We start from the raw sequence: 17,295 nt of genomic DNA, 5'->3' as shown, positions 1-17,295 counted from the left end.
ACGGGAGGGTGCCGTCACCCGGGGACGCACGGGGCGTCAGAGCCTGGCGCCGTTGTCCCAGGGGTCGCGGGGGCTGGTGTCCATCGAGGCCACGAGGTAGACGAAGCCCACGACGAAGGCGACGCAGAGCCCGAGCGAGACGAGCCGCGGCGGCACGGTCCCGAGCACGGCCAGCACCAGCAGGAGCAGGGGCGAGCCGAGGGTGGCCACCCACGCGGCCCGGCGCAGGGGGGACGTCCGCGGCAGCGGCGGTGGCGGCGGCGGGACGAAGCGTTCCTCGTCCTGCTCGGGCCACGGCTCGGCGTCCGCCTCGGCCCCGGGGGTCGGCCCGAGGTGGGCGGGGTCGTCACCCGGGAAGGGGTCGGGCGGGCCGGGGGAGGGCGCCGCCGCGTCGTCGGCGGGGGGCGCCTCGGCCCCGGCCGGTCCGTCCCAGTCGGCCAGCGAGGGTCGCTCCCCGTAGTTGTCGACGATCGCCTGCCAGGCGGCGTCGTCGTCCCGCGCGCTCACGCCTCGAGGCTATCCGGACACCCGTGACGAGGGTGGGCGGTCAGCGGGTGACCCGGGCCACGAACGCCGCCGTCTCGGCCTCGATGACGGGGGCGTCGTGGTCGAGCGTGGCGACGTGCCAGCTCTCGGTGAGCGTGCGGACCGTGACGTCGGTGCTGGAGACCGAACGGCGGACGATCTCCACCGACGAGGGGTCCACGACGTGGTCGACCTCGGACTTGAGGAAGAGGAGCGGGCACGTCACCGCACCGAGGTCGGCCCGCAGGCGCTTCCACGCGGTCATCATCGAGTGGGTGGCCCGCAGCGGGGTGCGGGTGTAGCCGTGCTCCCGGACGCCGGGCTTCCTGATGTCGTCGGCGATCCCGGGCAGCGACGGCACCACGTGCTTGAGCAGCGGCAGCGCCAGCACGTCCTTGCGGGTCGTGTGCACGGCGGCGTTGACCACCACGAGGCCCGCGACCTGGTCGCCGCGGTCCGCCGCGAGCCGCAGCGTCAGGGCCCCGCCCATCGAGAGCCCGCCGACGACGACCGCGTCGTGCTGGGCCCGGAGCCGGTCGAAGGTGCGCTCGACCTCCCCGTACCAGTCGTCCCAGGTGGTCGCGTTGAGCTCCTGCCACGACGTGCCGTGGCCGGGCAGCCGCGGCACCTCGACGGCGTACCCGTGGGCGGCCAGCGCCTGCCCCCAGGGACGGACGGAGGCGGGCGAACCGGTGAAGCCGTGGCTGAGCAGGACCCCGATGCTGCGCCCCCCGGTACGGGCCGGATCGGCGGGCAGGGAGAGGGGCGCGGCCGTCGGGTCGAGGGGCATGGGCGCATTCTGCACGAGGCGGTTCGGAGGGGATAGGCTCGCGCCGTGCTCTACTGGTTCTTGAAGCGGATCGCCCTCGGGCCGCTGCTGCGACTCGTCTTCCGGCCGCACTCCTCGGGGCTGGAGAACGTGCCGGCCGACGGGCCCGCGATCCTGGCGAGCAACCACCTGTCGTACGCCGACTGGCTCTTCATGCCGCTCACCCTGCCGCGCCGCGTGACCTTCGTGGCGAAGGCCGAATACTTCACGACGCCGGGCATCAAGGGCTGGTTCCAGAAGAAGTTCTTCAGCGGCTCGGGCCAGGTCCCCATCGACCGCAGCGGCGCCAACGCGGCGGAGGGCGCGCTGAAGTCCGCCAAGAACATCCTGGCGCAGGGCGACCTCTTCGGGATCTACCCCGAGGGCACCCGTTCGCACGACGGCCGCCTGTACCGAGGCAAGACGGGGGTGGCCAGGCTCGCGCTCGAGACGGGCGCGCCCGTGGTCCCCGTCGCCGTGGTGGGCACCGACGTGGTGGCGCCCCCCGGCAAGAAGTTCGGGAGCATCACCCGGCCGGTGGTGCGCTTCGGCCGGCCCCTCGACTTCTCCCGCTACGAGGGCATGGAGAACGACCGCTACATCCTGCGGTCCATCACCGACGAGATCATGTACGAGATCATGCGCCTCTCCGGCCAGGAGTACGTCGACATGTACGCCGCCAAGGCCAAGGAGGAGTCCAAGCGGGCCGAGGAGGAGGCGCGGCGCGCGGAGCGGGGCGCCGACCAGGAGCACGACTCCTCGCAGCCCGAGCCCCCGTCGAGGAAGGCGTCCTGACCGGGACGCACCGCCCGGCCCGCGCCGAGGACCCCGCCGTGGTCCAGGTCGCGGACCGGCTCTTCGCCGCGCTCGCGGTGCTGAGGGTCGTCGTGACCCTCAACATGCTCGGGCTCACCCTGTGGCGCTGGCAGAACTTCGACCGTCCGGCCGCGACCCTCGTGGTCCTCGCGGGGCTGCTCGTGTGGACCGTGGTCGTGCTGGCCGCGAGCCGCGTGCCGGCGCGGCGCACCACCTGGCTGATGCTCGCCGACCTCGCGGTCGCCGTCGGCGCCATGGCCTCCACCCCCTGGCTCAAGGGCGAGGAGTTCCGCGCGACCGTGCCCGGGTTCTGGGTGATGGGCGCGCTGCTGGCCTGGGCGGTCCACTGGCGCTGGCGCGGCGGCCTCGTGGCCGGCACCGTGCTGGCCGTCACCGACGTCGCCATCCGCAGCGAGCTCACGCAGACCAACTACGGGCACATCTTCCTGCTCCTGCTGGGCGGCACCGTGGTGGGCTACATGTGTCAGTCGCTGCAGGAGATGGCCGCTGAGCGGGCCCGGGCGGAGCGCGAGGCGGCCGCCGCCGCGGAGCGCACCCGGCTGGCCCGAGCCGTGCACGACGGCGTCCTCCAGGTGCTCGGCCTGGTCCAGCGGGCCGGACCCGAGGACCGGTGGGACGAGCTGGGTCGCCTCGCCGCGGAGCAGGAGACCCGCCTGCGCTCGCTCATCCACGCCCAGGACACGGTGGACGAGCACGACCGGGACCCCGGCGGGAGCGACCTCTCGGCCGCGCTCGAGGCGTTGGCCTCGCGCACCGTCACGGTCTCGACCCCGGGCGTGCGGGTGCCGATGGCGGCCGACCGTGCCGCCGAGCTGGTCGCCGCGGTGCGCGCCTGCCTGGACAACGTGCGTCTCCACGTGGGGCTCGACGCGCCCGCCTGGGTGCTCCTGGAGGAGCTGGGGGACCGCGTCGCGGTGAGCGTCCGGGACGAGGGCCCGGGCTTCGCCGAGGAGCGGCTGGCCCAGGCGGAGCGGGAGGGACGCCTGGGCGTGGCCTCGTCCATCCGGGGCCGGGTCGCGGAGCTGGGCGGCACCTGCTCCCTGGTCACCGGGCCGGGAGGCACCGAGTGGGAGCTGGAGGTGCCGCTGAGCGGCTCCGCCGGCGACGGCGCCGCGGCTCGTGGGACGGAGGCCCGGTGACGATCCACAGCAGCCACCCCTTCGCCTCGCCGGAGCCCGAGCGGGACCCGTCCCGCCGCTTCCGCGGCCGGATCGGGGGCGTGGTCACCCTGTGGACCGCGGGGAGCGACGACCGGGCCGGGCTCACCGTCTCGTCGGTGGTGGTCGCGGGCGGGGAGCCGCCGCGCGTCCTGGCGCTGCTCGACCCCGACTCCGACCTGGCGGAGCGCCTGCTCGAGACGGGGCTGGGGCTCGTGCACGTCCTGGACTGGCGCCACCGGGACCTCGCGGACGCCTTCGCCGGCGTCGCCCCCGCGCCCGGTGGGCCGTTCCGGACGGCCGACTTCGTCGACCACCCCCACGGCCCGCGGCTGGCGTCGGCCGGCGCCTGGGCGGCGGTGGTGCTGGAGGAGACCCGGGAGGTCGGCTGGTCGCTGCTGGTCACCTGCCGGATCGAGGAGGTCGTTATCCGCGAGGACGACGACGGCGGGGCCGACGGGGCCGCGTCGCCGCTGCTGCACCTGCGGGGGCGCTACCGGCGCGTGGACCGTGCGGGTGGTGCCGGCGCCCACTAGGGTGCGGCGCGTGAGCGAGCAGCCGATCCGGGTGATGGTGGTCGACGACCACCCCATGTGGCGCGACGCGGTGGAGCGCGACCTCCAGGCCGCGGGGTTCGACGTGGTCGCGGTCGCGGCCGACGGCGCCCAGGCCCTGGCCCGGTTCACCGCCGCCCGTCCGCGGGTGGTCGTGCTGGACCTGCAGATCCCCGAGCCGAACGGGGTGGAGGTGACCCGGCGGGTGCTCGAGGCCGACCCCGCCGCCCGGGTGCTGGTGCTGTCGGCGTCGGGGGAGCAGGCCGACGTGCTCGAGGCGGTCAAGGCCGGTGCCACGGGCTACCTGGTGAAGTCCGCCTCGAAGGCCGACCTCCTCGATGCCGTGCGCCGGGTCGCGCAGGGGGACACCGTCTTCACGCCCGGGCTGGCCGGTCTGGTCCTCGGGGAGTTCCGGCGGATGACGGTCCCCGCCGACGCCGACGCCGGGCCCGCGGTCCCCGAGCTCACCGAGCGGGAGACCGAGGTGCTGCGCATGGTGGCCAAGGGGATGAGCTACAAGCAGATCGCCGAACGCCTCTTCATCTCCCACCGGACGGTGCAGAACCACGTCCAGAACACCCTGCGCAAGCTCCAGATGCACAATCGCGTCGAGCTGACCCGCTACGCCATCGAGAAGGGCCTGGACGCCGACTGACGGGTCCGGCCGAGCGGGCACGCCTCACCCGTCTTGCGGCCCCCGGGCGGGGTGCGGCTGGCCGTCGGGGCGGCGTCGACCAGGTCGTGGCGGACGGCGTACCGGCTTGAGGCGGGTGTCGGGGATCCCGAGCTCGTCGGCGATCCCGTTGCCGAGGAAGACCCGTTCGAGGCCGCGCACGACCGGCGGAGCGAGCGCGTGCAGGCGGGGGTGCGGCAGCAGCTGCTCGATCTCGGGCACCAGGAAGTCGCTGTTGATGCTGCCGACCAGCCGGCGGCAGTAGTCGTCGACCTCAGGCCGGGTGAGCAGGTAGATCTCCTCCAGCGCCTCCTGCGCCTCGCGGTCGCGGGGCAGGAGCTCGTCGGTGATGCCGAGCAGGTTTCCCACGTAGCGCCAGCGGGCGTAGTAGCCGGCCACCTCGCGGGGAGGTAGGGGGCGTCGATCGCCGCCATCCGCGCAGCGGGATCAGGCAGAACTGGATCAAGGTGTAGGCGAGGAACGCCTGGCTGATCGGCACGCCCTACGCCTCCTCGTCCCAGCGCTCGTCGTCGCGGAGCGCCGCGCGGACGAGGGCGTGGATGAGCCGCACGCGGACCGTGAGCTCGAAGCCCGGGGCGTGGCGGTGCAGTCCGCCGGCCCTCGTGGCCTCGACGAGCCAGGAGCCCACCTCGATCGTGCGGGCCCCGGCGTCGTCGAGGTAGCGCCCGGTCATCTCCAGCGGACGCGAGGCGGCGGAGTTCGCGTACCCGCTGACCAGGGAGGCGGCCCCGAGCACGATCCCCGCCTGGCGGGTGTAGCGCCCCAGGTGACGGGCGGTCTCGTCGATCTCGTCGAGGTCGACCCAGTCGGGCACGGCGTCGAGCTCGGCGAAGAGGGCGCGCAGGGACGCCGGGGCGTCCGGCACGGCCCCGATCCCCTCGCGGCAGGCCGTGCGTAGCATCCGCATCGCGCGTCCGCGCCCCAGCGTCGGGAAGTCGGCGACGAACGCGTCGGCCAGCGGGTCGCCGTCCCTCATCGCCGCGAGGTAGGTGGGCGCCAGCGTGGGGAACCGCGGCCGCGCCTCGTCGGCGAAGCGGACGGAGGTCGGGAGGCCGGGCGTCCCCGTCGGCGTGGTCTGCGTCACAGGAGCAGGCTAGTCCCCTCCCCGCCCTATGCTCGAGAGGTGCCGACGACGGACCCGCTGCTCGCCCTGGCCGACGAGCTCTACGCGCTGCCGCCCGGCGACTTCACGGCGACCCGCGACGCCCGGGCCAAGGAGCTCCGCGGCGACGACCGTGCGCTGGCCGACCGGGTCAAGGCGCTGCGCAAGCCTTCCACCGCTGCCTGGGTGCTCAACCTGCTGGTGCGGCGCGAGCCGGAGCAGGTGGCGCAGGTGCTCGGCGTGGGGGAGGCGCTGCGCGAGGCCCAGGCCACCCTCGACGGCGAGCGGCTGCGGACCCTCACCCGGCAGCGGCGGCAGGTCACCGCCGCGCTCGCCACCACGGCCAGGGCCCGGGCGCGGGAGGCGGGCCACCGGGTCACCCCGGCGGTGGGGGAGCAGCTCGAGGCGAGCCTGACCGCGGCCCTGCTGGACGAGCACGCGGCCGCCGCGCTGCGGTCCGGGCTGCTGGTCACGGCCCTGCACGCCACCGGGGTCGGGCAGGCGGACGTCTCGGGCGCCGTCGCCGTGCCCGCGGCCCTCGGGCACCTCGTGACCGCCCGGCCGGCGACGGAGGAGGAGACCGCCGGCGAGGACGCGCGGCCGGGCCTCCGGGTCGTCCCCGACCCCGACGCCGACCGCAAGCGCCGGGCGGCCGCCGAGGAGCGGCTCGCCGCGGCCGAGGCGCGGTTGGCCGAGGCGCGCGAGGAGGCCGCCGACGCCGACGCCGGGGTCTCCGAGCTGCAGGCGCGGAGCCTCCAGCTGGTGGCGGAGGTCGAGGAGCTGAGGCGTCGCATCGCCGAGCTGGAGGCGAGCGCCGAGGAGGTGGACGAGGAGCTCGAGGAGGCGGAGGCCGTGGCCGAGGAGGCGCACGACGCGGTCACCGCCGCCGAGTCCGACGTGGGGGAGGCGCGCCGCGCCCTGGAGGCGCTCGCGTCGCGCTAGTCCTGCTCCCGGTCCCAGCCCTTCGCGCGCTCCACCGCGCGGCCCCACCGGCGGTACGCCGCGTCGGCCTCCTGCCGTCCTGCCCCCGGGGCGAACCGACGGTCCAGCTGCCAGGTGTCGCGCAGGTCGTCGGTGGAGTCCCACGTCCCGGTCCCCAGACCGGCGAGGAACGCCGCACCGAGGGCCGTGGTCTCCACGATCCGGGGGCGTTCCACGGGCACCCCGAGCTGGTCGGCCTGGACCTGGCAGAGCAGGTCGTTGGCGGCCGCGCCGCCGTCCACCCGCAGGGACGCCAGGGCCGGCATGGTCTCGAGGACGTCGCGGACCTCGAAGGCGATCGCCTCCAGGGTGGCCCGGACGACGTGCGCCCGGGTGGTGCCGCGGGTGAGACCGATGACCATGCCCCTGGCGTGAGGGTCCCAGTGGGGGGCGCCGAGCCCGGTCAGGGCCGGGACGAAGACGACGCCGCCCGAGTCGGGCACGGTCCGGGCGATCCCCTCCGTCTCGGCGGCGGACCCGATGAGCTGGAGCCCGTCGCGCAGCCACTGGACCGCGGCGCCCGTGACGAAGATCGAGCCCTCCAGCGCGTAGGTGGTGGTGCCGTCGGGCGCCCGCCAGGCGGCGGTGGAGAGGAGGCCGGAGGTGGAGCGCGGTGCCGAGGTGCCGGCGTTGGTGAGGATGAAGGAGCCGGTCCCGTAGGTGCACTTCGAGTCCCCCTCCTCGAAGCACGTCTGGCCGAAGAGCGCGGACTGCTGGTCGCCCGCGATCCCCGCCACGGGCAGGGAGAGGCCGCAGAAGGCCGCCGGGTCGGTCACCCCCACCTCGCCCCAGCTCGGGACGACGTCGGGCAGGGCGTCGCGCGGCACCCCGAAGAGCGCGCAGAGCTCGTCCGACCAGTCGCCGGCCTCCAGGTCGAAGAGCAGGGTGCGCGAGGCGTTGGAGACGTCGGTGACGTGCCAGGTCCCGCGGGTCATCCGGCTGACGAGGTAGGAGTCCACCGTCCCCACGGCGTACCGGCCGGACTCCACGAGCGCCCACGTGTGGGGCTCGTGCTCGCGCAGCCAGGCGAGCTTCGTCCCGGAGAAGTAGGGGTCGAGCCGCAGCCCGGTCAGCTCGGCGACCCGCTCCTCGTGGCCCTCGTCGCGCAGGCGGGCGCAGAGGTCGGCGGTGCGCCGGTCCTGCCAGACGATCGCCCGGCGCGGGGAGCCCAGCGTCTCCCTGTCCCACAGCAGCACGGTCTCGCGCTGGTTGGTGATGCCCAGGGCGGTCAGCTCGTCGCGGTCGACCTGCTCCAGCACCGCGCGGGTCGCCTCGAGGGTGGCCTGCCAGATCTCCTCGGGCGCGTGCTCCACCCACCCGGGACGGGGGAAGTGCTGCGGGAACTCCTGGTAGCCGCGTGCGGTGATGGTCCCCGCTGGGTCGATCACGACCGCGGTCACTCCCGTGGTGCCCGCGTCGATGGCCAGGATGCTCATGCGTCTTCCCTCTCGTCGTCCCGCAAGTCGTCGCTGCTGCTGCGGAGGATCTCCAGCACGCGCCGGTCGATCCAGCGGGGTGTCAGGGCGGTGTCCACCCTCATCTCGTAGTTCTGCGAGCCGACCCACTCGGCGACGTGCTCGTGGCCGAGCGCCGTGGTGCGCCGCCGCAGCTCGTCGGCCAGCTCGGGCGTGACCGTGACCTTCTCCTCGTCGGTGGAGGCGGTCAGGTAGAAGTCGTTGAGGTCCAGCAGCCTCGCCAGCTCGGTGACCGGGTGGGGGTGGTCGTCGACGCGCAGGTCGACCGCGACGTCGTCCCGCCCGCCGTACCCCGCCCCCTCGCGGACCACGAAGAGGGCGGCGGACTGGCGCCCCCGCCGGTCGCCGCCGGCGGCGTCGCCGGACGCGAGCGCGACCAGCAGCCGGCGGGCGAGGGGGAGGCCAGCGGTCGACGTCCACGCGTCCACCATCGCGTCCAGCACCTCGGGGCCGGCCAGGATGTTGCCCTGCGCGGCGAAGCCAGGGCCCGTGCGGTGGCCCGCCCAGTCGAAGCAGCGGTCGCCGGTGAAGGCGGCGGCCGAGCCGTCCAGGTCGACGAGGCCAACCTGACGGTCCTCGCGCCCGTCGTCCTCCTCCAGCAGCCGCGCCAGCGCGACCTCGGCGGTCGCGCCCTCGTCGAGCAGGGCCAGCGCCTCGCCCTTCCACGCCACGTTGGCGTCGGCCTGGGTGGCGATCGCGCCCACGCAGGCGACCGCCGCGGGGACCGCGGAGCCCACCGCGAGGAACCGGGACGCCACGGCCACCCCCCACGAGAGCCCGTCGTCGCTGCGGGCCACCAGGGAGAAGGTCATGGCCCCAGACCCTAGTGGCCCCCGGCGTCGCGGCGGCGCCACCCGCAGCCGTCCGTGTCGGCGGAGGAGCCGGGGGAGCGGGTCAGGCGGGCGGGAGCTGACCGGTGGCGCGCAGCACCTCGGTGAACCACGGCTGCTCGACGTCGAAGGCCTTGTGGCCCGCGATCCGGTCGAGCTCGATCGCCCGGAGCTCGTCCCCGCGCTCCTCGTCGTGGCCGACGACCCCCGCCTCGCCGCGCAGGGCGCTCGCCACCGCCAGCTCGGCGACCTCGCGGATCAGCGCCAGGTCGGTCTCGTTGGCCGGCGCGGAGCGGGAGAAGTAGCCCGACTTCTGCACCATCGTCTTCTCGGCCCCGATCCGCTCGGCGAACGCCTGCGCGAAGTACCGGCCCGGGTTGACGGTGTCGATCTTGACGTGCCCGAAGGCGTCGCGGTCCACGGGCCGGCCGGACGCCTCCAGCTCGGCCACGATGTCGGCGACGCCGGCCCCCTCGGCGAGGAAGATGTTGACGCAGCCGATCTCGTCCATCACCGCGCGGAGCCGCTCGGCCTCGGCGTCCAGGTCGATGTGGAGCTCGGGGAGGTAGACGGCGTGGATGTTCCACCGCTCGGGCGTGAGGCCCAGGCTCGGCAGCCACTGCTGGTCGGCGTGCCAGTCGAGGTAGTCGCGGGCCGCCGCCGCGGTCAGCCAGCCGCAGTTGCGCCCCATCACCTCGTGGACGATCAGCATCCGCGGGCTGGAGCCGTGCTCGGCGAGGACGTTGCGGGCGAAGAGCGAGGCCTGCTCGGCGGCGGTCTGGGCGCCGAGGCTGGTGCGCACCGGCACGATGTCGTTGTCGATCGTCTTCGGGAGGCCGACGACCGTCAGGTCGATGTCCTGCTTCCGCAGGTACGCCGCCAGGTCGGCCGCGGCGGTGCTGGTGTCGTCGCCGCCGATGGTGTGCAGCACGGAGACGCCGTCCTCGACGAGCCGTCGCGCGGCCACCTCGAGGGCGGTCTCGTCCTCGCCGATGAGACCCCGGGCGCGGCAGTCCTCGTCGTTGGTCAGCTTGACCCGGCTGTTGCCCAGCGGGCTCCCGCCGAAGTGGTGCAGGACGGCGGCGTCGCGGCGCGCGGCGTCGTCGACCAGCACGCTGTCGCCCGTGAGCAGGCCCTGGTAGCCGTGCCGGTAGCCGAGGACCTCGGTCCCGGGGGAGACCTTCGTCCACGTCTCGATCAGCGCCCCCACCGCCGAGGAGAGGCACGGCGCGTAGCCGCCTGCGGTCAGGATCGCGACGCGGGTGGGAGCCATGCGCGCCATCCTAGGTTTGATCGCACGGCTGGGGAAACGTTGCTTGCCACGGGGTCCGTCGGGGACCACAGTGGAGCGGACAGCTCCGAGCAGGGTGAGGGGAACGCGATGCCGGACTCACAGGGTCGGGGGGAGGCGGTCGCCGCCCCCAAGCCGGGCCAGCCGGAGGAGCCGGAGCTGCGCAGGGTGATGGGGCCCCGCCTGCTGCTCCTCTTCATCGTCGGAGACATCCTGGGGGCCGGCGTGTACGCCGTGACCGGCGAGATCGCCGGGGTGGTCGGCGGCCTCGTCTGGGTGCCGTTCGTGCTGGCCTTCGTCGTCGCCACCCTGACCGCCCTGAGCTACCTCGAGCTGGTCACCAAGTACCCGCAGGCGGCCGGCGCGGCGCTCTACGCGCACAAGGCGTTCGGCATCCACTTCGTCACGTTCCTGGTGGCCTTCGCCGTGGTCTGCTCGGGCATCACCAGCGCGTCGACGTCGGCCAACGTGCTGGCGCAGAACCTCACCGGCGGGCTGGTGGTCAACGGCTGGCTCGACGAGGCCCCCGGCACCGGCGTCATCATGGCGATCGCCATGTCGTTCATGGTCCTGCTGGCGCTGATCAACCTGCGCGGCGTGGGGGAGTCGGTGAAGTTCAACGTCGTGCTGACGCTGGTCGAGATGACCGCGCTCGCGATCGTGATCGGCGTCGGCTTCTGGGTGATGGCGCAGGGGGAGGGCGACCTCGGCCAGGTCTTCACCTTCAGCGACGCCGACGACAAGGGCATGTTCATGGCCGTCACCTTGGCCACCTCGATCGCGTTCTTCGCCATGGTCGGCTTCGAGGACTCGGTCAACATGGTCGAGGAGACGAGGGACCCGGAGCGGATCTTCCCGCGCATGATGCTGACCGGCCTGGGCATCACCGTCATCGTCTACGTGCTGGTGGCGCTGGCGGTGGTGGCGGTCCTGACGCCGACCGAGCTCGAGACCATCAACGAGTCGGAGGGCCGGGCCCTGCTCGAGGTGGTCAGCAAGGGTGCCCCCGACTTCCCGATCGACCGCGTCTTCCCCTTCCTCGCCGTCTTCGCGGTGGCCAACACCGCGCTCATCAACATGCTGATGGCCAGCCGGCTGCTCTACGGTCTGGCCCGACAGGACGTGCTGCCCCGCGTGCTCGGGAAGGTCTCGCCCGGGACCCGCTCGCCCTGGGTCGGCATCCTCTTCTCCACCGCGCTGGCGATCGGCCTGCTGTGGTACGTCGCGAGCCAGTCCGACTCCCCGGTGGTCACCAACCTGTCGACCACCACGGCGCTGCTCCTGCTGGCCGTCTTCACGGTCGTCAACGTGGCCTGCCTCGTGCTGCGCCGCGAGCCGGACAGCGGGTTCTTCCGTTCGCCCGGCCCGACGCCCGCGCTCGCGGCCCTGCTCTCCCTGGGCCTCATCGTCGTCCCCTGGGGCGAGCGAGAGCCGATCGTCTACGAGGTCGCGCTGGGCCTGCTCGGCATCGGCGTGGTCCTGTGGGTCGTCACCTGGCTGGTCAACCGCGGTGGCCGGGCCAAGAAGACCGGGTTCCGCGACATCGAGCACCTGGAGGACGTGGAGTGACGCCGTCCAGCGCCGGAGTCGAGGTGGGGCCGGGCCGGGGGCGGACGTAGGCTGGTCGGGTGAGCACCGTCCCCACCCTCGAGCAGCTGCACGCCATGGGCGCCGCCCAGCAGCCCACCTACGGCGACCCCCGCGAGGTGGAGCGGGCCGTCACCCGCCTCCGCAAGTCTCCTCCGCTGGTCTTCGCCGGCGAGTGCGACGAGCTGACGGCCAAGCTCGCCGCGGTCACCCGGGGCGAGGCGTTCCTGCTCCAGGGCGGCGACTGCGCCGAGACGTTCGACGGGGTCACCGCCGACAACGTGCGCAACAAGCTGCGGGTGCTGCTGCAGATGGCCGTGGTGCTCACCTACGCCGCCTCGGTGCCGGTGGTCAAGCTGGGCCGCCTGGCGGGCCAGTACGCCAAGCCCCGCTCCTCGGACACCGAGACCCGCGACGGCGTCACCCTCCCGGCCTACCGCGGCGACGCGGTCAACGGCTACGACTTCACCGAGGCGTCCCGGATCCCCGACCCGCACCGCCTGGTCGAGGTCTACAACGCCTCCGCGGCCACCCTCAACCTGGTCCGCGCCTTCGTCACCGGCGGGTACGCCGACCTGCGGCAGGTGCACGCCTGGAACACCGACTTCGTGCGCGACTCGCTCGCCGGGCAGCGTTACGAGACCGTGGCCGCCGAGATCGACCGGGCGCTCACCTTCATGCGGGCCATCGGGGCGGACCCCGACGAGTTCCACCGCGTCGACTTCCACTCCAGCCACGAGGCGCTGCTGCTGGAGTACGAGCACGCCATGACCCGGATCGACAGCCGCACGCAGGCGCCGTACGACGTCTCCGCCCACTTCCTGTGGATCGGGGAGCGGACGCGCCAGCTCGACGGCGCCCACGTGGAGCTGCTGAGCCACGTGCGCAACCCCGTGGGGGTCAAGCTCGGTCCCACGACCAGCGCCGACGACGCGCTGGCCCTGGCCGCCCGGCTCAACCCGGCCAACGAGCCCGGCCGGCTCACCTTCATCACCCGGTTCGGCGCGCAGCGCATCCGCGAGGGTCTGCCCGAGATCGTGGAGAAGGTCACCGCCGCCGGGGTGCAGGTGGCCTGGGTCTGCGACCCGATGCACGGCAACACCTTCGAGGCGTCCTCTGGCTACAAGACCCGCCGCTTCGACGACGTGATCGAGGAGGTCCAGGGCTTCTTCGACGTGCACCGCACCGTCGGCACCTGGCCCGGCGGCGTCCACGTGGAGCTGACCGGCGACGACGTGACGGAGTGCGTGGGCGGTGGCGAGCTGCTCGACGAGGCGGGTCTGTCCGACCGCTACGAGTCGGTCTGCGACCCGCGGCTCAACCGGGTGCAGTCGCTCGAGCTGTCGTTCCTCGTCGCCGAGATGCTGCGCAAGGCCTGACCCGCAGCCCCCCTAGGATCGGGCGCGTGACCGACCTCGTCGACCTGCGCTCCGACACCCTGACCACCCCCACGCCGGCGATGCGCCGGGCGATGGCCGAGGCCGAGGTGGGGGACGACGTCTTCGGCGAGGACCCCACCGTCCGGGCGCTCGAGGAGCGGGTGGCGGGGCTGCTCGGCCACGAGGCCGCGCTCTTCACACCCACGGGGTCGATGGCCAACGTGCTGGCCGTCGGGACCGTGGTGGGGCCGGGGGAGGAGCTGCTCTGCGAGGCGTCCGCCCACGTCGCGCGCGCCGAGCTCGGCGCCCACGGGGCGGTCACCGGGCTGACCATGCGGACCTGGTACCACCCGCGGGGCGGGGTGGACCTCGAGGCCGTGCGGCGGATGTTCGCCCCCGACCTCGGTCCCTACTTCGTGCGGACGCGGGCGATCTCGGTGGAGAACACCCACAACTTCGCGGGCGGTCGGGTCGTGCCACTGCCCGAGCTCGAGGCGTTGCGCGCGTTCGCCACCGCACAGGGGGTGGCGGTGCACCTGGACGGCGCGCGCCTGTGGAACGCCCACGTCGCGACGGGCGTCCCCCTGGAGCGCTACGGCGCGGTCGCCGACGTGGCCGCCGTCTGCCTCTCCAAGGGGTTGGGCGCCCCGGTCGGTTCCCTGGTCGTGGGTCCGGCCGACGCGATGGCGCGGGCCCGGGTGCAGCGCAAGCGGCTGGGCGGGGGGATGCGCCAGGTCGGGGTCCTCGCGGCCGCGGGCCTGCACGCCCTGGACCACCACCTCGAGCGGCTCGCCGAGGACCACGAGCACGCTCGCACCCTGGCCTCGGCGTGCGGGGTGGACCCGGCCGAGGTCGACACCAACATCGTCCTCCTCGAGCGCGACGACGCCCCCGCCTTCGTCGGCGCCGCCGCGGCCGAGGGCGTGCGGGTCACCCAGGTGGGACCCCGGACCGTGCGGCTCGTGACCCACCTGGGTGTCGGCTCGGCCGAGGTCGCCCGGGCGGCCGAGGTGCTCGCCCGGCTCAGCTCCTGACGGTGGCCGCGGCCCGCCCGACGGCGGGCGGCAGCCGGCGCACGACCTGCGCCAGCTCGCGCAGCTCGTTGCCGAGCAGCGCCTGCGGCCCGTCGCAGAGCGCCTCCTCGGGGTTGGGGTGCACGTCGACGATCACGCCGTCGGCCCCCACGCCGATGGCGGCCCGGGTCAGCGGGACCACCAGGTCCTTGCGGCCCCCCGCGTGCGAGGGGTCGACGATGATCGGCAGGTGGCTGGTCGCCTGCACCACCGGCACCGCGGAGATGTCGAGGGTGTTGCGGGTGGCCGGCTCGAAGGTGCGGATCCCGCGCTCGCAGAGCACGATGTCGAGGTTGCCGCGCTGGGCGATGTACTCCGCCGCCATCAGCCACTCCTCGATGGTCGCCGTCATGCCGCGCTTGAGCAGCACCGGCTTGCCGGACTCGCCGACCGCCTGGAGCAGCCCGAAGTTGGCCATGTTGCGGGTGCCGATCTGGAGCATGTCGGCGTGCCGCGCCACGACCTCGACGTCGCGCGCGTCCACGACCTCGGTGACGATCGGCAGGCCGGTGGCCCGGCGGACCGAGGCGAGAATCTCCAGCCCCTCCTCGCCGAGGCCCTGGAAGGCGTACGGCGAGGTGCGCGGCTTGTAGGCGCCCCCGCGCAGCAGCGTCGCACCCGCCGACTGCGCCATCCGGGCGGCCGAGAGGGTCTGCTCGGCGGTCTCGACGGCGCAGGGTCCGGCGATGAACGTGAACGTGTCGGGTCCGATCGGCACCTGGGCGCCCTCCGGTCCGACCCACACGGTCGAGCGCTGGGGGTGGTGCTGGAGGCTGACCAGCTTGTAGGGGTCGGAGATCCTGTGGACGTCGGCCACCCCGGGCAGCGCCCTCAGGTTGAGGTGGTGGAAGGACTCGATGTCCCCGACGAGCCCGATGATGGCGCGCTCGACCCCCTTGGAGACGAACGCCTCACCGCCGACGCTCTCGACGCGCGCGACGACGTGCGCGATCTCCTCGTCGGTGGCACCGGGGGACATGACGACGACCATGGGACTGCTCCTTCGTGTGGCCGGCCGCGGCCACCAGACGCAGAACGCCCCGGGCCGAGGCCGGGGGCGGTGGTGGTGGTGCGAGGGCGGACTACGACGTGACGCCCTGCGCGGGTGCTCCCGGCAGGTGTCCGAAGAAATACGTCGTCCTCACCCGGAGGACGGTAGCCCACCGGCGCCACGGCACCGACCGGTCACCACCATGTGGACCCGGGCGCCTCACACGACGAGGTGCTGGACCTCGCCCTCCACGACCCGGCGACGCGGTACCAGCTCGACCACGAGCATCGCCGTGAGCACCATGAGTCCGCCGGCGACCAGTCGGAGGGTGACCTGCTCCCCGCCCAGCAGCACCGCGAAGCCGGCGGCGAAGACCGGCTCCATGCTCATGACGATCGCGGCCCGGGTCGGGGGGAGGTGCCCCTGCGCCCAGGTCTGGACGAAGAGCGCCGCGGCCCCCGCGACCAGCGCCATGTAGACGAGCGAGAGCCAGTCGCCCTGCGTGGCCGGCAGCACGACCCCGTCGGGGACGGTGGCGACGAAGCACAGGCCGGCGATGACGAGCAGCTGCAGGATCGACATCCCGAGCGCCTCCTCGGGGCGCGACCACGCGCCGAGCCCGACGATGTGCAGGGCGTAGAGGACGGAGGCGACGAGCGTGATGCCCTCGCCGTAGCCGACCGCCACCCCCTCGAGCGTGAGGACGGCGAGCCCGCCGGTCGCCAGCGCCACCGCGGCCCAGGTGGTCCGGGTGATCCGGGTGCCGAGCAGCAGCGCGGCCAGGAGCGGGGTGCACACGACGTACATCCCGGTGATGAAGCCGCTCACGCTCGCCGCGGTGTGCGCGAGCCCGGCGGTCTGGAGGACCTGCGCGGCGCCGTAGAGGAGGCCGAGGACCAGCGCGTGCCGACGGCTCGCGGGCGAGAGCCGGGCGACGGCGCGCGGGGCGACGAGCAGCATCGCGGCGGCCGCGATCGCGAAGCGGACGGCGAGGAAGTCCAGGGTCGGGACGCGGTCGAGCAGGTCCTTGATGAGGAAGAACGTCGAGCCCCACGAGGCCGTCATGGCCAGCAGGGCGACGGTGGCGACCAGCGCCGTGCGCCGCTCAGTCAAGGAACGCCGCGTCCCGCAGCTTGCGCAGCACGGTCAGGTCGGGGTCGCCGGCGTCCCGGGAGCCGGGGGTCTCCAGCACGAAGGGGACGCCCGCCGTGGCCGGGTGGGCGAACAGCTCGGAGAACGCCGTGAGCCCGATGTGGCCGTCGCCGATCTTCTCGTGGCGGTCCTTGAAGGCCCCGCGGACGTCCTTGGAGTCGTTGGCGTGGACCAGCCGGAGCCGGCCGGGCCCGCCGATCTCGACGATCCGGTCGACGGTGGCGGTGGCGCCGCCCGGCTCGTCCAGGGGGGCGCCCGCGGCGAAGACGTGGCAGGTGTCCAGGCAGATGCCGGCCCGGGGGTGGAAGTCGAGCGCGGCCAGGTAGGGCTCGAGGTCCTCGACCCCGGCGCAGAGCGAGCGTCCCTGCCCGGCGGTCGGCTCGAGCAGCAGCCACGGGGCGTCGTCGCCCTCGAGCGTCTCCAGGATCGGCAGCAGTCCCTCGCGGACCTGGCGCATCGCGGCCTCCAGCCGGGCAGCGCTGCCGGTCGGGTCGACGTACGAGCCGGTGTGCACGACCACCCCCTCGGCGCCGATCTCGGCGGCGCGGCGGAGGTTGTGGGCCACGACGGCGACCGAGCGCTCGTAGGTCGCGGGGGTGGGGGAGCCGAGGTTGACGAGGTAGGGCGCGTGGATGAAGCTCCGGGTCCCGGTCTCCTCGCAGCTGCTGCGGAAGCGCGCGTCCTCGCCCGCGTCGCCCGCCGACAGGGCCCAGCCCCGGGGGTTGCCGACGAAGACCTGGAGGGTCTCGTGGCCGAGCTCCCGGGCGCTGGCCAGGGCGCCGCTGGCGAGCCCCTTGCCGACCTGCACGTGGGTGCCGATCGGGTTGCGGAGCTCGGGCGTCATGGGCCCAGCCTAGAT

General features: G+C 74.1%; 17 protein-coding genes and 1 pseudogene. 8 read left to right on the top strand and 10 right to left on the bottom strand.

All coding sequences use genetic code 11. The features are described 5' to 3' along the window. Positions 1-36: 36 nt before the first annotated feature. Positions 37-507, bottom strand: a complete 471-nt coding sequence (locus DNK53_RS07160) for a hypothetical protein (protein WP_110181631.1) — start codon at positions 505-507, stop codon at positions 37-39. 40 nt (positions 508-547) lie between these two features. Continuing rightward, positions 548-1,315, bottom strand: a complete 768-nt coding sequence (locus DNK53_RS07155; RefSeq protein ID WP_110181630.1) for an alpha/beta hydrolase — start codon at positions 1,313-1,315, stop codon at positions 548-550. A 45-nt stretch (positions 1,316-1,360) separates the two neighbouring features. Between DNK53_RS07155 and DNK53_RS07150 the strand changes: the two genes are divergently transcribed. From DNK53_RS07150 to DNK53_RS07135, 4 genes are read left to right on the top strand one after another with little or no spacing between them, the layout of a single operon-like run. Then, entirely contained in the window at positions 1,361-2,128 is a 768-nt protein-coding gene (locus tag DNK53_RS07150; protein ID WP_110181629.1) for a lysophospholipid acyltransferase family protein, read from the top strand. 38 nt (positions 2,129-2,166) lie between these two features. Continuing rightward, the gene (gene macS, locus DNK53_RS07145) at positions 2,167-3,309 is read left to right on the top strand and encodes a MacS family sensor histidine kinase (RefSeq protein WP_239456404.1); all 1,143 of its coding nucleotides are present in this window, start codon (positions 2,167-2,169) and stop codon (positions 3,307-3,309) included. Further along, a complete protein-coding gene (locus DNK53_RS07140) occupies positions 3,306-3,863 on the top strand; it encodes a flavin reductase family protein (protein ID WP_110181627.1) in 558 nt (185 codons plus the stop codon). Before macS ends, DNK53_RS07140 begins: the two co-directional genes overlap by 4 nt. A gap of 34 nt (positions 3,864-3,897) precedes the next feature. Then, on the top strand, positions 3,898-4,536 hold the full coding sequence (locus DNK53_RS07135) for a response regulator transcription factor (RefSeq protein ID WP_110182367.1): 639 nt from the start codon (positions 3,898-3,900) through the stop codon (positions 4,534-4,536). A gap of 24 nt (positions 4,537-4,560) precedes the next feature. Here the strand turns inward: DNK53_RS07135 and DNK53_RS18330 are convergent. After that, positions 4,561-4,962: pseudogene (locus DNK53_RS18330) on the bottom strand (oxygenase MpaB family protein); the annotation flags it as partial. A gap of 94 nt (positions 4,963-5,056) precedes the next feature. Beyond that, a complete protein-coding gene (locus DNK53_RS18325) occupies positions 5,057-5,659 on the bottom strand; it encodes an oxygenase MpaB family protein (RefSeq protein WP_110181625.1) in 603 nt (200 codons plus the stop codon). Between the two features lie 39 nt (positions 5,660-5,698). Between DNK53_RS18325 and DNK53_RS07120 the strand changes: the two genes are divergently transcribed. Then, on the top strand, positions 5,699-6,619 hold the full coding sequence (locus DNK53_RS07120) for a hypothetical protein (RefSeq protein WP_110181624.1): 921 nt from the start codon (positions 5,699-5,701) through the stop codon (positions 6,617-6,619). Here DNK53_RS07120 and glpK read toward each other — a convergent pair. From glpK to DNK53_RS07105, 3 genes are all read right to left on the bottom strand, one after another. Then, positions 6,616-8,094 (bottom strand): glycerol kinase GlpK, encoded by a 1,479-nt coding sequence (gene glpK / locus DNK53_RS07115; protein WP_110181623.1) that lies wholly within the window; start codon positions 8,092-8,094, stop codon positions 6,616-6,618. The two genes, DNK53_RS07120 and glpK, sit on opposite strands and share 4 nt — an antisense overlap. Next, positions 8,091-8,945 carry a DUF1028 domain-containing protein gene (locus DNK53_RS07110; protein WP_110181622.1) on the bottom strand — a complete coding sequence of 285 codons (855 nt, stop codon included), beginning with the start codon at positions 8,943-8,945 and terminating at the stop codon, positions 8,091-8,093. The genes glpK and DNK53_RS07110 overlap by 4 nt, the downstream gene beginning before the upstream one ends. An 82-nt stretch (positions 8,946-9,027) precedes the next feature. Further along, a complete protein-coding gene (locus DNK53_RS07105) occupies positions 9,028-10,236 on the bottom strand; it encodes a pyrophosphate--fructose-6-phosphate 1-phosphotransferase (protein WP_110181621.1) in 1,209 nt (402 codons plus the stop codon). Between the two features lie 108 nt (positions 10,237-10,344). On the opposite strand from DNK53_RS07105, the gene DNK53_RS07100 reads away from it, so the two are divergent. The 3 genes from DNK53_RS07100 to DNK53_RS07090 are packed head-to-tail and all read left to right on the top strand — an operon-like array spanning position 10,345 to position 14,254. After that, the gene (locus tag DNK53_RS07100; RefSeq protein WP_110181620.1) at positions 10,345-11,823 is read left to right on the top strand and encodes an APC family permease; all 1,479 of its coding nucleotides are present in this window, start codon (positions 10,345-10,347) and stop codon (positions 11,821-11,823) included. Between the two features lie 59 nt (positions 11,824-11,882). Next, positions 11,883-13,220, top strand: a complete 1,338-nt coding sequence (locus tag DNK53_RS07095; protein WP_338040999.1) for a class II 3-deoxy-7-phosphoheptulonate synthase — start codon at positions 11,883-11,885, stop codon at positions 13,218-13,220. A 26-nt stretch (positions 13,221-13,246) separates the two neighbouring features. Beyond that, on the top strand, positions 13,247-14,254 hold the full coding sequence (locus DNK53_RS07090; protein ID WP_275425737.1) for a threonine aldolase family protein: 1,008 nt from the start codon (positions 13,247-13,249) through the stop codon (positions 14,252-14,254). On the opposite strand, the gene aroF is transcribed toward DNK53_RS07090, so the two are convergent. The 3 genes from aroF to DNK53_RS07075 all read right to left on the bottom strand — a co-directional run bounded on the left by aroF (position 14,244) and on the right by DNK53_RS07075 (position 17,280). Further along, positions 14,244-15,284 carry a 3-deoxy-7-phosphoheptulonate synthase gene (gene aroF, locus DNK53_RS07085; protein ID WP_110181619.1) on the bottom strand — a complete coding sequence of 347 codons (1,041 nt, stop codon included), beginning with the start codon at positions 15,282-15,284 and terminating at the stop codon, positions 14,244-14,246. The two genes, DNK53_RS07090 and aroF, sit on opposite strands and share 11 nt — an antisense overlap. Before the next feature lie 219 nt (positions 15,285-15,503). Further along, positions 15,504-16,397: a DMT family transporter gene (locus DNK53_RS07080; RefSeq protein ID WP_239456403.1), complete on the bottom strand. Its 894-nt coding sequence runs from the start codon at positions 16,395-16,397 to the stop codon at positions 15,504-15,506. Next, positions 16,390-17,280 carry a deoxyribonuclease IV gene (locus DNK53_RS07075; protein ID WP_110181618.1) on the bottom strand — a complete coding sequence of 297 codons (891 nt, stop codon included), beginning with the start codon at positions 17,278-17,280 and terminating at the stop codon, positions 16,390-16,392. The genes DNK53_RS07080 and DNK53_RS07075 overlap by 8 nt, the downstream gene beginning before the upstream one ends. Positions 17,281-17,295 lie beyond the last annotated feature (15 nt).

The organism is Nocardioides solisilvae, from assembly GCF_003194625.1.
Classification (GTDB): Bacteria; Actinomycetota; Actinomycetes; order Propionibacteriales; family Nocardioidaceae; genus Nocardioides; species Nocardioides solisilvae.
This window is presented reverse-complemented; position numbering and strand designations above follow the sequence as displayed.

Coding starts and splice junctions, on each gene's coding strand:
- glpK (WP_110181623.1), bottom strand. CDS start 8,094: ATGAGCATCCTGGCCATCGACGCGGGCACCACGGGAGTGACCGCGGTC.
- DNK53_RS07155 (WP_110181630.1), bottom strand. CDS start 1,315: ATGCCCCTCGACCCGACGGCCGCGCCCCTCTCCCTGCCCGCCGATCCG.
- DNK53_RS07105 (WP_110181621.1), bottom strand. CDS start 10,236: ATGGCTCCCACCCGCGTCGCGATCCTGACCGCAGGCGGCTACGCGCCG.
- DNK53_RS07110 (WP_110181622.1), bottom strand. CDS start 8,945: ATGACCTTCTCCCTGGTGGCCCGCAGCGACGACGGGCTCTCGTGGGGG.
- aroF (WP_110181619.1), bottom strand. CDS start 15,284: ATGGTCGTCGTCATGTCCCCCGGTGCCACCGACGAGGAGATCGCGCAC.
- DNK53_RS07135 (WP_110182367.1), top strand. CDS start 3,898: ATGGTGGTCGACGACCACCCCATGTGGCGCGACGCGGTGGAGCGCGAC.
- DNK53_RS07100 (WP_110181620.1), top strand. CDS start 10,345: ATGCCGGACTCACAGGGTCGGGGGGAGGCGGTCGCCGCCCCCAAGCCG.
- DNK53_RS07075 (WP_110181618.1), bottom strand. CDS start 17,280: ATGACGCCCGAGCTCCGCAACCCGATCGGCACCCACGTGCAGGTCGGC.